The sequence below is a fragment of the Bacteroides luhongzhouii genome, assembly GCF_009193295.2.
GTDB lineage: Bacteria > Bacteroidota > Bacteroidia > Bacteroidales > Bacteroidaceae > Bacteroides > Bacteroides luhongzhouii.
Window position 1 is genome coordinate 1,887,130 of the sequence record NZ_CP059973.1, and the last position, 22,541, is coordinate 1,909,670.

The following is a 22,541-nucleotide window of genomic DNA, read 5'->3' on the forward strand; positions in this document are numbered from 1 at the left end:
TGTTTCCAAATTAATCATAACTAATAAGTATAATATTATGAAAAGAGGTTGGATACCGATTATGGGTGTTTGTTTGGTGTTATCGTTTTCGGCATGTAAGCAATTGCTGCCTTACCAGGACACTTCTTTAACGGCGGAACAACGGGCGGAGGATTTGTTGCCCCGGTTGACTTTGGAAGAAAAAGTATCAATCATGCAAAATGCGTCACCTGCTATCCCCCGACTGGGAATTAAAGAATATGAGTGGTGGAATGAGGCGTTGCACGGTGTGGGACGTGCCGGATTGGCTACTGTTTTTCCCCAGTCTATCGGTATGGGAGCTTCTTTTAATGATTCATTATTATATGAAGTGTTCAATGCCACTTCCGATGAGGCTCGCGTAAAATCGCGTATTTTCGGTGAAAGCGGCGTGCTGAAACGCTATCAGGGATTAACATTCTGGACACCGAATGTCAATATATTCCGTGACCCTCGTTGGGGACGTGGTCAAGAAACATATGGGGAAGACCCTTATTTGACAGGACAAATGGGAATGGCTGTAGTCCGTGGCTTGCAAGGACCGGAAGATGCCGGATATGATAAGCTGCACGCATGTGCCAAGCACTTTGCCGTTCATTCAGGACCGGAGTGGAACCGGCATAGTTTTGATGCGGAGAATATAAATCCCCGGGATTTATGGGAAACCTATCTGCCTGCTTTTAAAGATTTGGTACAGAAAGCGCATGTAAAGGAAGTGATGTGTGCCTACAATCGTTTTGAGGGAGAGCCTTGTTGTGGCAGTAATCGCCTGTTGATGCAAATATTGCGGGATGAATGGGGATACAAAGGCATTGTAGTCTCTGACTGTGGAGCGATTTCCGATTTCTATAGACCGGGAACGCATGGGACTCACCCGGACAAGGAACACGCTTCGGCCGCTGCTGTGCGGGCAGGCACAGACCTTGAATGTGGAAGTGAATATGCTTCACTGGCGGATGCTGTAAAAGCCGGTTTGATTGACGAAAAAGAAATAGATATTTCATTGAAACGTTTGTTGACAGCACGTTTTGAACTGGGAGAAATGGACGACCAACCGGCTTGGTCGGAAATTCCAGCCTCTGTGTTGAATAGTAAGGAACATCAGGCATTGGCTTTGCGTATGGCCCGTGAATCATTGGTGCTCTTGCAGAATAAAAACAACATCCTGCCTCTGAATACCCATCTGAAAGTAGCCGTTATGGGACCTAATGCCAATGACTCCGTGATGCAGTGGGGAAATTATAACGGAATTCCGGCACATACGGTTACCTTATTGGAAGCTGTCCGTGCCAAACTACCGGAAGGACAAATCATATACGAACCGGGTTGTGACCGTGTGGACGGAAAGACACTCCAAAGCCTGTTTGATGAATGTAGCATAAATGGTAAACCCGGTTTCTTGGCAGAATATTGGAATAATCGTGATCGTGAAGGGGAAGTGGCTGCTACTGACCAGATTTCCACTCCGTTCCATTTTGCAACAACAGGGGCTACTACATTTGCGCCCGGTGTGGAAATTACTAATTTCTCGGCTCGTTATGAATCTGTCTTTCGTCCTTCGCAGTCCGGTGATGTTGCTTTCCGTTTCCAACTGGATGGTGAAGTGACTCTTATTATAAATGGTGAGCAAGTGGCCCAGAAAATATATGTTAAGAATCCGACGAACCTCTATACGTTACAGGCGAAAGCTGGAAAAGAGTATCATATCGAGATTTTATTCAAACAACGGAATGAAAGGGCTACACTTGATTTTGATCTGGGCAAAGAGGTCGGGATCGACTTGAACCTTGCAGTGAAGAAAGTAATGGATGCTGATGTGATTCTTTTTGCAGGTGGAATTTCTCCAAGTCTGGAAGGTGAGGAAATGCCGGTAGAAGTTCCCGGATTTAAGGGTGGTGACCGTACGGATATTGAACTTCCGGACGTTCAACGTGATTTGTTGAAAGCTTTGAAGAAGGCTGGTAAAAAGGTTGTCTTTATCAATTATTCCGGTTCAGCTATCGGACTAGTGCCCGAAACGACTACTTGTGAAGCGATTCTGCAGGCATGGTATCCGGGACAGGCGGGTGGTACAGCTATCGTTGATGCTCTTTGGGGAGAGTATAATCCCGGTGGACGCCTGCCGGTCACTTTCTATAAGGATGTGAATCAATTGCCGGACTTTGAAGACTATTCCATGAAGGGGCGTACCTATCGATATATGCAACAGCAACCACTTTTCCCATTCGGTCATGGGTTGAGTTATACTACGTTTACTTATGGTGAGGCTGATCTAAGTAAGAATACGATTGGAAATGGAGAAACTGTTATGTTGACTGTTCCGGTGAGTAATGTAGGGCAGCGAGACGGGGATGAAGTGGTTCAGGTTTATCTGCGATCTCCGGCAGATAAAGACGGTCCCCGTTATACCTTGCGTGCTTTCAAGCGTGTCCACATTCCTGCCGGGCAAACTAAATCAGTAACCATTCCTCTTACACATGAGAGTTTCGAATGGTTTGATGAGGCGACTAATACCATGCATCCGGTGACAGGTACTTATGAATTACTGTATGGAGGAACTTCTGATAGAAATAAGTTGAAAACGATTGTAATGAACGTACAGTAATACCGCTTTGGAATTTTGTTTATTTTTACAGATAGACAATCCGGATTTATTTATTGAATGAATAAAGAAAGAACGACCTTGTTCCTTTAAAAGGAACGGGTCGTTTCTTTTAAACCAAGCCCCCGTTTCTTTTAAACCAACGGGGGCTTTCTTTTAAAGGAAAATGAATATTTGCTAATGCTTGATATTCAGTCTTTTACATGATGGAGATAAAAGTGCTGAAATAATAGGTAATGTAGTCATTTATCTTACCATTTTTCTGTTTTGGGGCTTTTTGTTACATCAGAAAAGAATCATGTTACATGTCTGTGATAAATGTAACCTGTATATAGATGCCTGTATCATGATTGTACATATATGATAAAACCGAATCGATACATTTGCAAACACTACTATGGAACAGAAAATTATAGAAAATAAAAAGTGATAATATGAGAACATTAAGATTGATTTTGTCGGGCTGGCAATCCGTGGGGCTTGTCGTATTTATTATGTTGTTTTTTAATATGGAGGTGAGTGGTAAGGGTAAAATAACGAAAAATGCTCCTGTCTTTACGCAATTTATTTATCAGGGGGAGGATGCTATTTATCAAAACAATCCTTTAAAGCCGGGTGAGTTCTATAATCCTATTTTGCAGGGTTGCTATCCCGATCCGAGTATAACACGGAAAGGGAATGATTATTATTTGGTGTGCTCATCTTTTGCCATGTTTCCCGGGGTACCTATTTTCCATTCTAATGATCTGGTCAACTGGAAACAAATCGGTCATGTGCTGGACAGAACGTCACAATTAAAGGTTGAAGATTGTGGTATTAGTGCAGGTGTATATGCTCCTGCTATAAGATATAATCCCAATAATGATACGTTTTATATGATAACCACTCAATTTTCAGGTGGCTTTGGAAATATGGTGGTAAAGACAAAGAATCCGGAGAATGGCTGGAGTGATCCGATCAAACTACAATTTGAAGGCATTGATCCTTCTCTTTTCTTTGATGATAATGGCAAGGCATACGTGGTACATAATGATGCTCCTGCTAAAGCAAACGAGCGTTACTCGGGACACCGTGTCATAAAAATATGGGATTATGATGTGGAGAATGATAAAGTGGTTCCGGGAACGGACCGGATCATAGTAAACGGTGGCGTCAATATAGAAGAAAAGCCGATATGGATTGAAGCTCCTCATATCTATAAGAAAGATGGACGTTATTATTTAATGTGTGCCGAAGGAGGAACCGGAGGCTGGCATAGCGAAGTCATTTTTGTAAGTGATCATCCGAAAGGACCTTATCTCCCGGCAAATAATAATCCTATTTTAACTCAACGTTATTTTCCTGCAAACCGGGCGGATAAAGTAGACTGGGCCGGTCATGCAGACTTAGTGGAGGGACCCGATGGAAAATATTATGGTGTATTTTTAGGAATACGCCCCAATGAGAAGAACAGAGTGAATACCGGACGCGAAACTTTTATTCTTCCGGTGGACTGGAGCGGAACATTTCCCGTTTTCGAGAATGGGCTTATCCCTATGAAACCTACATTGAAGATGCCTTCGGGAGTTGAGAACCAAACAGGGAAAAACGGTTATTTGCCTAGTGGCAACTTTGTCTTTAAGGATGATTTCTCCGATAAGACATTAGACTTTAGATGGATCGGTCTTAGAGGTCCTCGTGAAGATTTCGTTGATATGACCGATAAAGGGTTGCGGATCATCCCTTTTACCTCAAATATCAATGAAGTGAAACCTACTTCTACTTTGTTCTACCGTCAGCAGCATAATCAATTTACAGCGGCAGCGACCATGGAGTACAAACCGAAAAACGAGAAAGATTTTGCCGGTATAACATGTTATCAAAATGAAAGATATCACTATGTTTTCGGTATCACTAAAAAGGGAAAAGACTATTATCTGATACTGCAAAGAACTGAAAAAGGTCAAACAAGTGTTCTAGGAGAGGTAAAGATAGAGGTAGAGAGACCTGTGACACTGCAAGTAACAGCCAATGGAGATCATTATCGTTTTAATTATTCGACTGATGGAAAGAGTTTTATAAATTTAGGAGGAACCGTTTCCGGTGATATTCTTTCTACAAACGTAGCAGAGGGATTTACAGGAGCAATGATTGGCTTGTATGCAACATCAGCTGGTAATTAATTAGAAACCTTGTCATTCTATAATTATGAAAATACATCATCTATTTTGGGGCATATGTTTATGCTTCAACACAAATATTTTATTCGCACAAAACTATCAGAAAACATCGTCCGGTATCAAGACTACTGTGAATGCAGTGGATATAGAAGTACAATTCTTTGCGCCTGCTGTGGCGAGAGTAATAAAGTCTCCGGAAGGTGTTGCCTATGAAAAACAGAGTCTTTCTGTAATTGCCAAACCTGAAAAGGTGAGTTTCAAAGCTGACATACAAGATAATAAGATTGTATTGAACACCAGCGAACTAAGTGTCAGTGTGGACGCCGGGACGGGAATTGTTTCTTATTTCTCAAAGGATGGCAAGTCGTTATTGGTAGAGAAATCCGGTATGCAGTTTATCGATTTCGATGATGCAGGGACAAAAACTTATCAGGTTTATCAACCTTTTGTATTAGATAAGGAGGAAGCCATCTATGGTTTGGGGCAATTGCAAAATGGAAAGATGATTCAGCGGAACATGACTAAAAATCTGATACAGGGAAATGTTGAAGATGTGTCACCTTTCTTCCAGTCTACTAAAGGATATGGTGTGTTTTGGGATAACTATTCGCCGACTCTTTTTACAGATAACGAAACTGAAACATCTTTCCGCTCTGAAGTAGGTGACTGTGTGGACTATTATTTCATGTATGGGAAGAATGCCGATGGTGTAATAGCACAGGTACGCAGCTTGACCGGACAAGCACCGATGTTTCCTTTATGGACTTATGGTTACTGGCAAAGTAAAGAAAGATATAAGAGCCAGGAGGAAGTGGTAGACGTTGTTCGTAAATATCGTGAATTGGGTATTCCCTTGGATGGCATTATTCAGGACTGGCAATATTGGGGGCATAACTATTTGTGGAATGCGATGGATTTTCAGAATCCGGCTTTCAATAATCCTCAAAAGATGATTGAGGATGTCCATGCGATGAACGCACACATGGCTATATCTATCTGGTCGTCATTCGGACCGATGACCAAACCTTATAGAGAATTGGACAAAAAAGGGATGTTGTTTAGCTTCACTACCTGGCCGCAATCGGGATTGGAGTCATGGCCCCCCAACATGGAATATCCTTCCGGTGTAAGGGTGTATGATGCTTACAATCCCGAAGCGCGTGATATTTATTGGAAATATCTGAATGATGGAATTTTCAAGTTGGGAATGGATGCCTGGTGGATGGACTCTACCGAACCCGATCATTTGGACTGGAAGCCGGAGGATATGGATACCAAAACCTATTTGGGCTCGTTCCGTAAGGTGCGCAATGCTTATCCGTTGATGACTGTCGGAGGGGTTTACGACCATCAGCGTGCAGTGACTTCGGACAAACGTGTGTTTATTTTAACCCGTTCCGGATTCTTGGGGCAGCAACGTTATGGTGCAAATGTATGGAGTGGTGATGTCGCTTCCACCTGGGAGAGTTTTAGAAATCAGATTCCTGCCGGATTAAACTTTTCTTTGTGTGGTATGCCTCACTGGAATAGTGATATTGGTGGCTTTTTTGCAGGACATTATAATAAAAGCTGGAATGATGATAGTGCTTCGAAAAATCCATTGTATCAGGAGCTTTATGTGCGTTGGTTGCAGTTTGGAACGTTCAATCCGATGATGCGTTCGCACGGGACGGATGTTTATAGGGAAATCTATAAGTTCGGAAAGAAGGGTGAGCCTGTATATGATGCTATCGAGAAGATGATAGGTTTACGTTACTCTCTGTTGCCTTATATTTATTCTACTTCTAGGGAGGTGAGCAATCGCCAATCGAGTTTTATGCGCGCTTTGATGATGGATTTTGTAGATGACAGAAAGGTGTGGGATATCAATGACGAATATATGTTTGGAAAATCGCTCCTTGTGGCTCCGATTGCTCATGCACAATATACACCGGAAGCTGTGGTAAAAGTCTCCGAAGAAGAAGGATGGAACAGAGATGGGGCGAAAAAAACAAAAACTGACGCTGTTGTGGATTTCATGGAAACGAAATCTACCAAAATATACTTACCGGCAGGAACGCTATGGTATGACTTCTGGACGAACGAGAAACACGAAGGCGGAAAGGAAATTACCAAAGAGACTACACTGGATGTTATTCCATTGTATGTAAAAGCGGGTAGTATTATTCCTGTCGGTCCACAAGTTCAGTATGCAACTGAAAAACCGTGGGATCATCTTGAATTGAAGGTGTATGCGGGTGCGAATGGAAACTTCATTTTATATGAAGATGAATTTGATAATTACAATTACGAAAAAGGAGCTTATACGGAAATTCCAATCTCTTGGAATAATGCATCTCGTAAATTGACGATAGGGGCAAGAAAAGGTGCGTATGAGGGAATGTTGAAGAACCGTAAGTTTACTGTAACTCTTCAGGACGGGACTCAAAAAAACGTCGATTATAATGGGAAGGCAATTTCTGTAAAGTTTTGATTGTAATAGAATGTGTGATTATGTCAGTAGAAAAGAATCTAAAAAGTAGAAATATGATGAAGTTTTTTATAGTAATGGCTATGCTATTGGGTAGTAGCGTTGCAAGTGCAGAAAATAAACAGATAACAAGTCCTGATGGAAAGTTGGTAGTAACAGTCGCAGATATGGATGGAAGACCCTCTTATTCTGTTAGTTATGACAATGTTCTCTTTTTGAAGCCATCTCCATTAGGGATTATAGCAAATATAGGAGATTTTTCATCGGGGATGTCGCTGGAGAAAAATGTTTCAACAAATAAAATAGATGAAACATACAAGTTGGCTTCTATTAAGCAGAGCAAGGTTCGTTATGTGGCAAATGAAGCTGTATTTTCGTTTACACAACAAGGGAAAACAATTTATGATGTTATATTCCGCATAAGTAATAACGATGTTGCTTTTAAATATAAGATGTATCCGCAAGGTGAGACACTAAGTTGCGTGGTTAAGCAAGAAGTCACAGGATTTGCATTTCCTGACGGAATCACCACTTTCCTTTGTCCGCAAAGTAAACCGATGGGAGGATTTGCCCGTACTTCTCCAAGTTATGAGACGTCTTATACGGCAGATGATGTCGCAGGGAAAAATGGCTGGGGAGAAGGATATACATTTCCCTGTTTGTTCCGTAATGGAGATAACGGTTGGGCGCTTGTTTCCGAAACGGGAGTAAATGGCGGATATTGTGCGAGCCGTCTGTTGGGACAAGAAGTAGGGACATATACCATTGGATTTCCGCAAGAAGGTGAAGCAAATGGGAATGGTACGGTTTCTCCGGGGATAGCATTACCGGGCGAGACGCCTTGGCGTACTATTACTGTGGGCAAGACTTTGGCTCCAATAGTGGAGACAACGGTTCCTTTTGATGTTGTAAAACCGCTTTATCCTGCAAAAGGAGAGTATACGTATGGCAGGGGTTCATGGAGCTGGATTATCGGTATGGATGGAAGTACTAATTACAAAGAGCAACTCCGGTATATTGATTTCTCGGCAGCAATGGGGTATCAGTCTGTGTTGGTGGATGCCTTGTGGGATAAACAAATAGGACGTGATAAAATTGAAGAATTGGCTAAATATGGGAAGGACAAAGGGGTAGCTCTTTATTTGTGGTATAATTCGAATGGGTATTGGAATGATGCTCCGCAAACTCCGAGAGGTATTATGGATAATGCGATAGCCAGACGTAAGGAGATGAAATGGATGCAAAGCATTGGTATCCGTGGAATAAAAGTTGACTTTTTCGGAGGTGACAAGCAAATGACCATGCAGTTGTATGAGGATATCTTGTCGGATGCAAACGAGTACGGTCTTTTAGTTATTTTCCATGGATGTACTTTGCCTCGTGGCTGGGAACGTATGTATCCTAACTTCGCATCGAGTGAGGCTGTATTGGCTAGTGAAAATCTTCATTTCTCTCAAGGCAGCTGTGATCATGAGGCTTTTAATGCCACCCTGCATCCGTTTATCCGTAACACTGTAGGTAGCATGGATTTTGGCGGTAGTGCATTGAACAAATATTATAATGCGGATAATGCTCCACGGGGAAGCCGGCGGGTGACATCAGATGTCTACGCACTGGCTACGGCGGTTCTATTTCAGAGTCCGGTACAGCATTTTGCTCTGGCACCGAATAACCTGACCGATGCTCCGTCGTGGGCTATTGATTTTATGAAAGAGGCTCCAACGACTTGGGACGAGGTACGTTTCATTGACGGTTATCCTGGTAAATACGTTATTCTTGCCCGTCGTCATGGCGACAAATGGTATATTGCCGGAGTAAATGCGCAGAAGGAAACACTGAAACTTAAAGTTAATTTGCCGATGTTCTCCAATGGAGAAAAGGTGAGACTATTTAGTGATGATAAGGCATTGCAGGGTAGCGTAAAACAAATAGGAATAGGAAAGAAACAAGAATTGCAACTATCTATTCCTTGCAATGGTGGAGTATTAATAACCAAATAACTGTTTAAACTGATAGAATATGAAAAACTTGAATTTTTGGGGTGTATTACTCCTGTTGGCAATGACTACCGCTACTTTAGGAGTGGCACAAAATCCTATTATCCAGACAAAATATACCGCTGATCCGGCTCCGATGGTATATAATGATACCGTTTTCCTTTATACAACTCATGATGAGGATGATGCCGAAGGATTCAAAATGTTGGACTGGTTACTTTATACTTCCACCGATATGGTCAATTGGACCGATCATGGAGCGGTCGCTTCTCTGAAGAGTTTTGATTGGGTGAAACGTGATAACGGTGCCTGGGCAGAACAAGTCATCGAACGTAATGGCAAATTTTATATGTATTGTCCGATTCACGGTAATGGTATTGGCGTATTGGTTTCCGACTCTCCTTACGGTCCTTTTAAAGACCCATTGAACAAACCGTTGGTTTGGCAGAAGGAGCATTGGTACGACATTGACCCGACCGTATTTATTGATGATGACGGACAAGCGTATATGTATTGGGGCAATCCGAATGTTTATTATGTGAAACTGAATGAGGATATGATTTCATATTCGGGGGAAATTGTACAAGTAGAAAATAAACCGGAACATTATCAGGAAGGTCCGTGGGTGTATAAACGGAACGGGCATTATTACATGGCTTTCGCTTCAACTTGTTGCCCGGAAGGGATTGGCTATGCCATGAGCGACAAAGCTACCGGACCATGGAGTACAAAAGGATATATTATGCGTCCAACAGAGCGGAGTAGAGGAAATCATCCTGGAATTATCGATTATAAAGGTAGCTCTTATGTATTTGGCCTAAATTATGATTTGCTTCATTTGGAAACATTGGATCATAAGGAACGTCGTTCCACGTCTGTTGCAAAAATGCATTATAATCCGGATGGAACTATTCAGGAAGTTCCTTATTGGCAGGAGACGAAACTGGAACAGATTGAAAACTTTAATCCTTACCGTAGAGTGGAAGCTGAAACGATGGCTTGGGGATATGGTCTTAAAGCTGAAAATCATAAGAATGGTGGTTTGTATATAACCGATATCGATGATAATGAATATCTGTGTGTGCGTGGTGTCGACTTTGGCAAGAAGGGAGCAAAAAAATTCAGTGTAAGCGCAGCTTGTGTTGAAAAAGGCGGAATGATAGAAATTCGTCTGGACAGCACAGAAGGTCCGGTAATAGGCAGTGTCAGTATATCACCGACAGGAGGACTGGATATATATAAACAGATGTCATGCCGGATAAAGAATGCAAAGGGTGTACATGATCTTTATTTCTGCTTTAAAGGAGAGAAAGGAAACAAACTTTTCAATCTGGATTATTGGGGATTTGAATAGCTTTTTATAAAAAAAAGTAAGATTGTAATATATTGATAATCAGTGTGATTGTTTGGGCGCGCTACAAGAGGAAAGATAGATGTAACATTGAAAATGAAGATGTTATTTGGGAAAAGAAGCCCGTAACATAATTATGTCTGTAGTTTTATGAGCTGGCATATCTTTGCAGGAAAGAACAGTAATTCATATTTGATTATAAAGAAAATAAGAAGTATTATGAAGAATACACGGGTTATACAATCAATGTCAATCGTTTGGCTCTCCATATTTATGTTGGGGATAGCAATGATGTCATGTAACTCAAAGAAAGAACAACAATTACCGACTATTGGAAAATCTGTGGCTCTCTTTGATTATTTTTCTTATAAAGGAAATGATGATTTTTATATTTCCAATCCTCTATCAGGTGAAGATTATTTTTATAATCCTATTTTGCCGGGATGGTATTCCGATCCTAGTGTTTGCACAAATGGAGAAGGTGATTATTTCCTGGTAACATCTACATTCACTTATTTCCCCGGTGTTCCTATTTTTCACAGCAAGGACTTGGTGAATTGGAAACAGATAGGGCATGTGTTGAACCGTGCTTCGCAATTAGTGAATATGGAAGGACAGAAAGTGAGTGGCGGTATTTTTGCTCCGGCTATTTCCTATAATCCGCATAATAAGACCTACTATATGGTGACTACCAATGTGGGAGCCGGGAATTTCTTTGTTAAGACACAAGATCCGTTTGGTGAATGGTCAGAGCCTGTCATGTTGCCGGAAGTCGGAGGAATTGATCCTTCTTTCTTTTTTGATGAAGATGGTAAGGCATATATTGTTAATAATGATGAGGCTCCGGATAATAAGCCTGAATATAGTGGGCATCGTACCATACGTATACAAGAGTTTGATGTGAAGACGGATAAGACGATCGGTCCCCGTAAAATCCTAGTAAACAAAGGAGCTCAACCGGCAGACAAACCAATTTGGATAGAAGGCCCTCATTTATATAAGATAAATGGAAAGTATTTCTTGATGTCCGCCGAAGGTGGAACAGGGAACTGGCATTCGGAAGTGATTTTCTGTGGTGATTCTCCGATGGGTAAATTTCTTCCATGGGAAAATAATCCGATCCTGACGCAAAGACATTTAAATTCTGATCGTCCGAATTCGGTAACTTGTGCTGGTCATGCAGACTTGATTCAAACAAAAGAGGGAGATTGGTGGGCTGTTTTTCTGGCTTGTCGCCCTATCAATAATCAGTTTGAGAATTTGGGACGTGAAACATTTATGATGCCGGTGAAATGGAGTGAAGACGGGTTCCCGTACATGACACAAGGCGATGATTTAGTACCTATGATTATAAGACGTGAAGGGGTGAAACGAGATACGACAGTTACTTATGGTAATTTCGAGTTAATAGAGAACTTTGATTCTCCTATACTCGACATGACTTGGATGACTTTAAGAGCTTCTGCTTCCGATTTATATTCATTGACGGAAACGCCCGGATATCTGACCTTGAAGTGTGCAAATATTAGCGCTACGGAAAAGAAGACTCCGGCATTTGTCTGCCATCGGTTACAACATCATAAATTTGAATGTGCTACCCGTATGTTGTTCAATCCTTCTAACGATAAGGAAACAGCCGGAATGCTGTTGTTTAAAGATGAGACGCATCAATATTTCTTCTGCTTGAATAAAGTGGGTGAGAATAAAAATATTTCTCTGAAACAAATTGGTGAAAAGGAACAGACATTGGCTTCAGATGAAATAGACGCAGATACAAATGAAGTATATTTGAAATTAGTATCTCAAGGAATTGGTTACGATTTCTATTATTCTATTGATGGTGAGAAAAGCTGGAAACTGCTTTGTAAAGATGTAGATCCTAGTTATCTCTCTACTACAACGGCTGGTGGATTTACCGGTACTACAATTGGATTATACGCTACTTGCAAATAATTATTTTTTTTATATAAATATAATGCTAGTAATTATGAGTGATATTTATAATGATGGCTAACGCACTTAAAAAAAGAATGATGATTAGAAAACAATGTAGTTAATTAACATCTTAAACTAATGGTAATGAAAAATGTAACGAAGAAAATTCAAAAGATTCCTTACTTGTTTCTCCTTATGTTGTTTAGTTTTGTAACAGCATCAGCACAGAAAGGGATAACGGTGAGGGGAACGGTTCTTGACAGTAATGGTGAGACAATCATTGGAGCCTCAGTAGTTTTAAAGGGTAATAATTCAATAGGTACGATTTCAGATATAGATGGAAATTTTGTATTGACCGTACCCAATGAGAAGTCTACCCTTATTGTTTCGTATGTAGGAATGAAACCACAGGAGGTAAAAGTGGTTTCCAAAGGTCTTTTTAAAGTGGTGTTGGAAGATGATACTAAACAACTGGAAGAAGTAGTAGTTGTAGGTTACGGACAACAGAAGAAAGCGAGTGTGGTAGGTGCTATCACGCAGACCACTGGAAAAGTATTGGAACGGGCGGCTGGTATTTCTGATATTGGTGCGGCGTTAACCGGTAACCTGCCGGGGGTTATAACGACTCAAAGTTCCGGTATGCCAGGTGAAGAAGAACCGAAAATCACAATACGTGGGACTAGTTCATGGAATAATAGTGACCCGTTGGTACTGGTGGATGGCATAGAACGTCCGATGAGCAGTGTGGATATTGCTTCTGTACAATCTATTTCTGTCTTGAAGGATGCTTCTGCAACTGCTGTTTATGGTGTGAAAGGTGCAAATGGTGTCATTTTGGTAACGACTAAACGCGGAACTGAGGGAGCTGCCCAAATAAACATAGCAGCCAATGCCACGATGAAGATACCTTCCAAGCTTCCTAACAAGTTGGATTCTTATGATGCTTTGATGGCACGCAATATGGCTATTGAGCATGAGTTGAGCTTGTATCCAGATTCATGGTCGTACATAAAGCCGCAGTCAATAATTAATAAGTATCGTAATCCGGCAAATTTGGAAGAAGCGGAACGCTATCCGAATGTGGACTGGCAGGATGTATTGTTCAAAGACTATGCGATGTCCTACAATGCAAATGTGAATGTCAGCGGTGGAACTCGGTTTGTAAAATATTTCGCTTCTGTCGATTATGTGCATGAGGGGGACTTGTTCGATGTATTTGATAATGGGCGTGATTATAATTCCGGTTATGGATATGACAGAATTAATGTACGTAGTAATTTGGATTTTCAGATAACCAAGAGTACTGTTTTTAAGGTTAATGTAGCGGGCTCTAATGGATACAAGAAAACTCCTTATAATAATTCCAATTATGATAGCTCGGCCGACTGGTCGATTGCCCAGCAGTGGGCGGGGGCGTATAATATTGCTCCGGATGTATTTCTTCCAAAATATTCGGATGGTTCATGGGGATATTATCCGAATATTTCGAATGTTACCAATTCTGCAGAAAATGTTTCATTGGGAGGTACGATGACTACCACTACTACACAGATAACAACTGACTTTGCATTGGAACAGGATTTGAGCTTTATAACGAAAGGATTGAGTGCAAGGGCTATGGTTTCTTGGGATAATACTTTTGTAGAATGGAAACGCGGTATCAATGACCTATATAACGACGCACAACATAAATGGATTAATCCGGATACAGGGGAGGTCAGTTATAAAAAGTCGTATGACAACAATACAGGTTTTGATTTTATGCAGGGTGTAATGTGGAATACGGAAGGTGGTGAAGTCAAGAATTGGGCGACACAGCGTAACCTTAATTATCAGGCACAGTTAAATTGGGCCCGTAGTTTTGGAAAGCATAATGTTACCCTTATGGGATTGTTCAGTCGTCAAGAAACGGCTACAGGAAGTGAAATTCCTCACTATCGTGAAGACTGGGCATTCCGTACTACTTATAATTGGGCGGATCGGTATTTTATTGAATATAATGGTGCTTATAATGGTTCCGAGAAGTTCAGCAAAGAAAATCGTTTTGCATTCTTTAATTCCGGTGCTATCGGATGGATGGTTAGTGAAGAACCGTTTATGAAATTCTTGAAAGAACGCAGAATTTTGGATATGTTGAAAATTCGTGCTTCTTATGGTGAAATCGGTGATGATAATGTAAAAACACGTTGGTTGTATATGAATCAATGGGCTTACGGCGGAACCTCGTCTTTGGATGTAGATCGTGGTGAAAGTCCATATACTTGGTATCGTGAATCAGCAGTAGGTAATTCTGATGTGCATTGGGAGAAAGTAAAGAAATTGAATTTTGGTATTGATTACTCTTTTTGGGATGGTTTGTTTGCAGGTAGCGTGGAAGTCTTTCGTGATAAACGTACTGATATTCTGGTGGGTGGAAGCGATCGGGCTATTCCTTCTTATTTTGGTACTACAGCAGTTACTGCTAACTTAGGTAAGGTTAGAACCAAAGGTTATGAGTTGGAACTTCGTATCAACAAGACATTTTCCAATAAGATGCGCGTTTGGGCTAATATGAGCATGACCCATGCGGAAAATAAGATACTTGAAAAAGACGATGCTCCATTGTTGGCTGGGTATCAAAAGGTGGCTGGTTATGCCATTGGTCAGAATAAGGCATATATTGATAATGGATATTTGAATTCTTATGACGATGTGATTGGTAGCCCGCAGCATGATACAAACAATTCACAACGTCTTCCCGGAGACTATTATATTGTCGATTTCAATGGGGATGGTGTCGTCGACAGCAAGGACCAAGCTCCTTACGGTTACTCTGATACTCCACAGAACACATATAATGCTACTCTTGGCTTTGAGTGGAAGGGATTTAGTGCTTTTGTTCAGTTCTATGGTGTAAACAATGTGACTCGTGTCGTTCAGTTGACCAGTTTTGGCAGTCAGATGAATACGGTGTATGATCAGGGTAGCTGGTGGTCTGAGGCTGGCGATGCGGCCGATGTTGTAACTCCGCGCTGGTTGTCAAAGGTGAGCGGTTACAGTAATGGTACGCAATACTATTATGACGGTTCTTATATTCGTCTGAAAAATGCAGAGATAGCCTATACCTTTACAGATGGATGGGTGCGAAAACTCGGGGTGAAAAATTTGAAGATTTACTTAAATGGAAACAACTTATGGGTATGGTCTAAGATGCCGGACGACCGTGAATCAAATTTTGCAGGTTCGGGTAATCAAGGGGCGTATCCTACGGTGAAACGTTTCAACTTAGGTGTTAAATTTACATTATAATCAAAGTACTATGAGAAAAATATATAGAACTCTTTTATGCGGTAGCTTATTGCTCTTCTCGTTGGGATTTTCATCTTGTGAGGACTATCTAGACAAGGAAGCTGACTCTACTGTATCTGAAGAAGAAGCATTTAAGAACTTTAGGAATTTTCAGGGGTTTATCGAGGAAATATACAACTGTATTCCTGATAAGGAGAAGAACAATTATACTACTTCCTGGAATTGGGGAGATGATGAAATATTCAACCCGGAAGGTGACAGCCACATGACGCATCAGGTCGATTTGGGTAACTTCCGTGCATGGTCTACCAATAATCAATGCTGGCTCTATCGTACCGGCAGTGATCCTACGGCTACTTATCATCCGAACAGTGACGGCAATGCTAAGTTTAAACATTCACTGTGGCCACATGCATGGTATTGTATACGTAAGGCTAACATCGGTATCGCTAATCTAGAAAGGTTAACGGAAGCTACGGATGAGGAGAAAAAATTGATTGCCGGTCAGCTTTATTTTTTCCGCGCATGGTGGCACTTTGAAATGATGCAATATTTTGGTGGCTTGCCTTATATTGATACAGTCTTATCTGCTACAGAGAAAATGTCTTTGCCACGTCTGAGTTATCAGGAATGTGCAGATAAAGCAGCAGTCGATTTCCGTATGGCAGCGGATTTGCTTCCTATTAATTGGGATAACACAACTGTTGGCAAACAAACCGCGGGTAAGAATGATTTGCGTATCAACAAGATTATGGCATTAGGCTATCTGGGCAAGAATTATCTTTGGGCTGCCAGTCCTCTGATGGAACATGGTGCACAGCTAGGTGGAAGCAATACTTACAATTACAATACAGAATATGCAAAAAAAGCAGCAGAGGCATTCGGAGAGTTACTGACACTTGTCGAAAGCGGGCAGACGCAATATGCATTGGCGCAGTTTGATTATAGTGATATTTATAATCATACCAAATCGGCATCTGCTTCTAATAGTTATTCTGAAATATTCTATACTACTGGTCAGAACTGGAAAATGCCGGGTACTACAGAAGCTATTTTCCGTGGTCCGTCCGAAGACTTCAACGGTAGTAACTGGAATATGACCAAGTTGTGGGGACCTAAAATTTATGGTTTGGTTGAACATGATAATATCATCCACCAACCTACTGCCAACTATGTGAATTTATATGGTATGGAGAACGGTTTGCCATTGAGTGAAGATGAAACAAAATCCGGTTTTAGAAAGAATTTTCCATTTAGAAATCGTGATGCCCGTTTTTATCATGACATAGTTTTTGACGGATTCCATTATGTCAATGCAGCTATTCCTGAAGCAGACAAGGAATTCTTGCGCTATTGCACTCTGTATACGGGCGGAGCTATGAGAGCCGTGGCCAATGCTAGCCGTACCGGCTATTTCATCCAGAAATTAGTACCGCATCAGGCTAATAAATATGACGGACTCTATAATTGGTCGGGTAACCTGCATACATATTTACCTTACATGCGTTTGGCGGATATTTATTTGATGTATGCTGAGGCTTGTGCGGCAGTAGACGGTGCTGCAGGTAAATCTACAAATTTTGGTAAAACGGCTGAAGATGCGATCAATACTTTGCGTAAACGTGCAGGAGTAGGCCCTGTTGGTGGAGGGGAACCGGGTGATGAAAAAGGTACTCTTTGTCCGGAATATATTTCCAATTCCCAGAAATTTATGGATGAAGTTCGTCGTGAACGTGCTGTCGAGTTGTCTTTTGAAGGTTTCCGCTTTAACGATTTGCAGCGTTGGTTGCTGCTGACCGAAGAGCCCTATACTATTAAGACTTCACAAGAATTCGAACGTGTAGAGAATGAAGACTTTTATAAGAATAATGATCCGGCAGAGGCAGAAGTGAGAAACTTCCGTGAGGAGACTATTTTGAAACGGGTATTTGGAACGAAGCATTACTGGTTCCCCTTATTGGATAATGACGTGTATCTGTATGCTGAATTCCCGCAGAATCCGGGATGGTAATCCCTTATGGTTACTGAATGTATAATTATAAATGAATAAACAATGAAACATATATATAGAAGATTCATTCTCAGTGCAGTGCTTGTTTTTCCGGTTGTTATTTCTGCCGGTGCACAAGAGTTGGCAGGGGAGAATGCAAGTTCGCTGCAAAACGATTCGTTGGTGCAGGTGGCTTTCCGAAAGGTTTCTCAGAACAATTTATTAGGAGGTGCCTCAGTAGTAAATGTAGAGGAATTGACGAAGAAAAATTACAATACATGGAGCTTGACCGATATGCAGGGATATGTCGGTGGTTATAATGGTAACTCATTGTGGGGAATGGATGAAAAGCTGATATTGGTGGACGGGGTACCTCGCAATATTGATTATATTTCTCCTACGGAAATCAGCCAAATAACCTTTTTGAAAGGTGCGCAAGCTGTGGTGCTCTATGGAAGTCGTGCGGCTAAAGGAGTAATTATGATTACAACCAAAAGAGGTAAGAGTACGGATCTTCAAGTAGATGTACGCGCCAATACAGGGTTTTATGTCGCAAAGAGTTACCCCGAATATTTAGGTTCGGCCGAATACATGACTCTTTATAATGAAGCACGTGCCAATGACGGGCTCGGTGCTCTCTATAGCGCGGAGGATATTTACCATTATGGATCCGGTGAGAATCCTTATCGTTATGCTAATGTGAATATGTATTCGTCGGACTATATCAAGAAGGCATATAATCGTTCGGATGTTACAGCTGAAATTTCGGGTGGCAATCATCGTGCCCATTTTTATACGAATATAAATTATCTTCGTTCCAATGACGTTTTCAAAATCGGTGAAGCGAAGCATAATGGGACCAATGGTTTAAATATTCGTGGTAACGTAGATTTGACATTAAATGACTTTATTACAGCTTATGTGAATGCTAAAGTATCTTTCTATTCACGTCGTAGTGCCAATGGGTCTTATTATTGGAGTGCGGCATCTACATTGCGTCCCAATCGTATTTCTCCGTTGATTCCGTTGAGCTATATTGATGCAAATGCAGTTAGTGCATGGGATTTGGTGGCGAATAGCAATAATATAGTTGATGGAAAATACTTTTTGGCAGGAACACAATCTGATATGACAAATGTATTTGGCGATTATTATGCTTCAGGTTATAGCAAAGCAACAGATCGTTCGTTCCAGTTTGATGCGGGAGTGAACATTGGTTTGGACAAGGTGTTGAAAGGACTCTCTTTTCATACTCGGTTTTCTGTAGATTACTCTACTGCTTATATTACTTCTTATAATAACAGCTATGCCACATATGCGCCTACCTGGTCTAATAATGGCGGGAAAGATATTATTGTCGGTTTGACAAAATACAATGAGGACAAGAAGTCCGGTGTGCAGAATATCAGCGGCAGTTCGGATAACCAGACTGTTTTATTCTCCGGCCAGTTCGATTACGAAAACACTTTTAATGATGATCATCATTTGGCTGCCATGTTAATAGCCTCTGGTTATCAACAAAGTTATTCAGGAGAATATCATAAGACAAGCAATGTAAATTTGGGCATGCAGTTGGGATATAACTTCCGCAATAAATATTATGCCGATTTTGGTGGGGCTGTTATACATTCCGCAAAGTTGGCTCCGGGACATCGTAATGCTTTCTCACCTTCTTTGACATTGGGCTGGAAATTATCAAACGAGAGCTTTCTGGAAAATTCTCCGGTAGTGGACGAACTGATGTTGAGTGTGTCCGGTAGTATCTTGAATACGGATTTGGGAATTGACAACTATTATATGTATGATGGTTATTACAATCAGTCGGACGGTGCATGGTGGGGATGGCGCGAGAGTGTATCCCTACACTCTACTAACTCCAAACAAGGGGCGAATGAAGACTTGAGCTTTATCAAGCGTAAAGAGCTTTCAGTTAATCTGAAAACTTCTTTATGGAACCGGATGATAACAGCGGATGCATCTTTCTTTGTTAATTCAATCGAAGGTAAAGTCGTGACTTCTACTACTCAGTATCCGGAGTATTTCTTCACTTATTATCCGACTGCTTCGTTTCGTCCGTACATCAACTACGATAATGACCGTCGCATGGGATTTGATTTCAACGTAAACTACAACAAACGTTTCGGCAAGGTTGATTTTACAGCGGGCGTTACCGGAACTTACTATACAACGAAAGCTACCAAGCGGGATGAATTGTATCAGGACAAATACCAATATCGTAAAGGATATGCTGTTGACGGTATTTGGGGATTACAGTGCATCGGATTCTTCAAGGATGAGCAGGACATCATCGATTCTCCAGAACAGCGTCTTGGCGGTACAATAAGACCGGGTGATTTGAAGTATGTAGATCAGAATAATGACGGTATAATTGATGATAAAGATCAGGTTTATCTGGCTCGTGGAGGTTGGTATGGAGCTCCCTTGGCGTTGGGTATAAACTTGACTGCTAAATGGAAAGGATTAACTTTCTTTGTATTGGGTACAGGTGAGTTTGGCGGACATGCCATGAAAAACAACGAGTCTTATTATTGGATATCCGGTGAAGATAAATACTCGGCAGTAGTCCGGGGGCGTTGGACTCCGGAAACGGCAGCAACAGCTACTTATCCGCGTCTGACTACAGAAAGTGGAACTAATAACTTTTATTCTTCCGACTTCTGGATGTATAAGACGGATGCTTTCCGTTTGGCAAAAGTACAGGTCACGTATGACCTGCCTTCCAAGTGGTTTAAGAATAGTTTTGTTCATGGAGTATCCGCATATATCAGCGGTTCTGATTTGCTCACAATATCCAAGGAACGCAAGGCGCTGGAATTGAATGTTGGCTCCAGCCCGCAATGCCGCTTCTATAATTTAGGTGTGACTGCAACTTTCTAATACAGATTATTTCAATAATTAAAGAACGAAATTATGAAAAATATATTCAAATTATTGGCTTTCTTACCTCTGCTGACTGCTTGTGACGATTTGTTTGAACCGGCACTGGAGAACAACAGAGATCTTGAGGCTATGTATAAAGAACCGAGCTATGCGCAGGGTATACTTGCGAACGCTTATATTATACTTCCTTACGAAACTTCACCTACAAGTGACTTGGCTACGGATGATGCTGTGACTAATGAGATTTCCAGTAACTATCTGCGAATGGCTACAGGTTCCTGGACTGCCAATAATAATCCGGTTTCCCAGTGGCAGAATCGTTTCAATGCTATCCAGTATATCAATCTTTTTTTGGAGAATGTAGATAAGGTAGAATGGGCAAAAGATGAACGTATCTCTACCATGTTTCTTGATCGTTTGAAAGGAGAGGCTTATGGGTTGCGTGCACTGCATATGTATTATTTGTTACGTGCACATGGTGGTAAGATTGCGGACGGCACATTGATGGGAGTACCTATTATTTTGAAATCGGAAGGACCGGATGCGGATTTTAATCATGCTCGTGCCACTTATTCCGATTGCGTGAAGCAAATAATGGAAGATGCTGATAAGGCTATCGAATTATTGCCGCTCGATTATAAGAAATTTGCAGATAGTGAGATACCGGAAAAATATAAAAACATCGGTGTGACGAATGCGAGTGATTATCGGCGTGTTTGTGGTGAAGAATATAGAGGGTTGATGAGCGGACGGATTGCATTGGCAGTCCGTGCACAAACGGCTCTGTTAGCTGCCAGTCCGGCATTTCAAAGCGGGTCGGGAATGACTTGGGAACAAGCTGCCGATTATGCTGCTGAAATTATAGAGAAAGCTAACGGTGGCGGCGGCTGCGGGCTGGATGCAGATGGATTGGAGTGGTATACACTTGCGGATAAAGATTATGGAACGGGCGGCAGTCCCGCCGAGGTTATTTGGCGTAGTAGTACAGATGATAATAATACATTGGAAACAGCTAACTTCCCTCCATCACTTTACGGAAACGGTCGTGTCAATCCTACCCAGAATCTGGTGGATGCCTTTCCTATGGCGAACGGTTACCCTATTTCTGAAACATCAGGCAATTACGATGCAGAAACCCCGTATGATAACCGTGATCCGCGTTTGGCAAAATACATCGTTTACAATGGTAGCAAGCAAGGTCCTAGTGATACGGAAATTATTACAGGGACTTACGGAACGAATACAGACGTTGTGAATAAGGAAAGCGGAAGGTCTACTCGTACAGGTTATTACTTGCGGAAACTATTGCGTAAAGAGTGTAACCCTAATTCACAGTATAATACAAAGAAGAAGCATTATACCGCACGTATCCGTTATACAGAGATGTTTCTGATTTATGCGGAGGCGGCTAATGAGGCTTGGGGACCACAGAATAAGCATGGACATCTTTTTAGTGCTTATGATGTAATCAAAGCCATTCGTACGCGTGCCGGTTTAGGTATCGATAATGGAGATGCTTATTTGGAGAGCATAAAGGATAATAAAGACAAGATGCGTGAACTAATCCGTAATGAACGCCGTATCGAACTTTGTTTTGAGAATTTCCGTTTTTGGGATTTACGTCGCTGGAATGTTGATTTGACCAAACTGAATGAAACTGCTCTTGGGGTGGAAATAAGCAAGAATGGTTCTGTAATGAACTACTCTCCGCTTACGGTAGAGAAAAGGAAGTATGAGGAGTATATGATTTACGGGCCAATACCTTTTGCTGAAGTAATGAAGTGGAGCAATCTGGAACAGAATGTCGGTTGGAAATAATTGTAAAATAAT

General features: G+C 41.4%; 10 protein-coding genes. All 10 read left to right on the forward strand.

Features of this window, described 5'->3' with window-relative positions; translation table 11 throughout:
- The first annotated feature begins 37 nt into the window (after positions 1–37).
- Positions 38–2,623 carry a xylan 1,4-beta-xylosidase gene (gene xyl3A, locus GD631_RS06840; RefSeq protein ID WP_143256931.1) on the forward strand — a complete coding sequence of 862 codons (2,586 nt, stop codon included), beginning with the start codon at positions 38–40 and terminating at the stop codon, positions 2,621–2,623.
- A gap of 431 nt (positions 2,624–3,054) precedes the next feature.
- On the forward strand, positions 3,055–4,782 hold the full coding sequence (locus GD631_RS06845; RefSeq protein ID WP_143256933.1) for a glycoside hydrolase family 43 protein: 1,728 nt from the start codon (positions 3,055–3,057) through the stop codon (positions 4,780–4,782).
- 25 nt (positions 4,783–4,807) lie between these two features.
- On the forward strand, positions 4,808–7,252 hold the full coding sequence (locus GD631_RS06850; RefSeq protein WP_143256934.1) for a glycoside hydrolase family 31 protein: 2,445 nt from the start codon (positions 4,808–4,810) through the stop codon (positions 7,250–7,252).
- A 20-nt stretch (positions 7,253–7,272) separates the two neighbouring features.
- Positions 7,273–9,249, forward strand: coding sequence for a glycoside hydrolase family 97 protein (locus tag GD631_RS06855; protein ID WP_143256935.1), 1,977 nt, complete (start codon positions 7,273–7,275; stop codon positions 9,247–9,249).
- 19 nt (positions 9,250–9,268) lie between these two features.
- The gene (locus GD631_RS06860; protein ID WP_143256936.1) at positions 9,269–10,600 is read left to right on the forward strand and encodes a glycoside hydrolase family 43 protein; all 1,332 of its coding nucleotides are present in this window, start codon (positions 9,269–9,271) and stop codon (positions 10,598–10,600) included.
- 216 nt (positions 10,601–10,816) lie between these two features.
- Positions 10,817–12,550 carry a glycoside hydrolase family 43 protein gene (locus GD631_RS06865; RefSeq protein ID WP_143256937.1) on the forward strand — a complete coding sequence of 578 codons (1,734 nt, stop codon included), beginning with the start codon at positions 10,817–10,819 and terminating at the stop codon, positions 12,548–12,550.
- A gap of 120 nt (positions 12,551–12,670) precedes the next feature.
- Positions 12,671–15,820, forward strand: a complete 3,150-nt coding sequence (locus GD631_RS06870; protein WP_185911594.1) for a SusC/RagA family TonB-linked outer membrane protein — start codon at positions 12,671–12,673, stop codon at positions 15,818–15,820.
- Positions 15,821–15,830: 10 nt separating this feature from the next.
- Entirely contained in the window at positions 15,831–17,831 is a 2,001-nt protein-coding gene (locus GD631_RS06875; protein ID WP_004324534.1) for a RagB/SusD family nutrient uptake outer membrane protein, read from the forward strand.
- Between the two features lie 42 nt (positions 17,832–17,873).
- The gene (locus GD631_RS06880) at positions 17,874–20,708 is read left to right on the forward strand and encodes a SusC/RagA family TonB-linked outer membrane protein (RefSeq protein WP_143256939.1); all 2,835 of its coding nucleotides are present in this window, start codon (positions 17,874–17,876) and stop codon (positions 20,706–20,708) included.
- Positions 20,709–20,741: 33 nt separating this feature from the next.
- Positions 20,742–22,529 carry a RagB/SusD family nutrient uptake outer membrane protein gene (locus tag GD631_RS06885; RefSeq protein ID WP_143256940.1) on the forward strand — a complete coding sequence of 596 codons (1,788 nt, stop codon included), beginning with the start codon at positions 20,742–20,744 and terminating at the stop codon, positions 22,527–22,529.
- Positions 22,530–22,541: the final 12 nt, after the last annotated feature.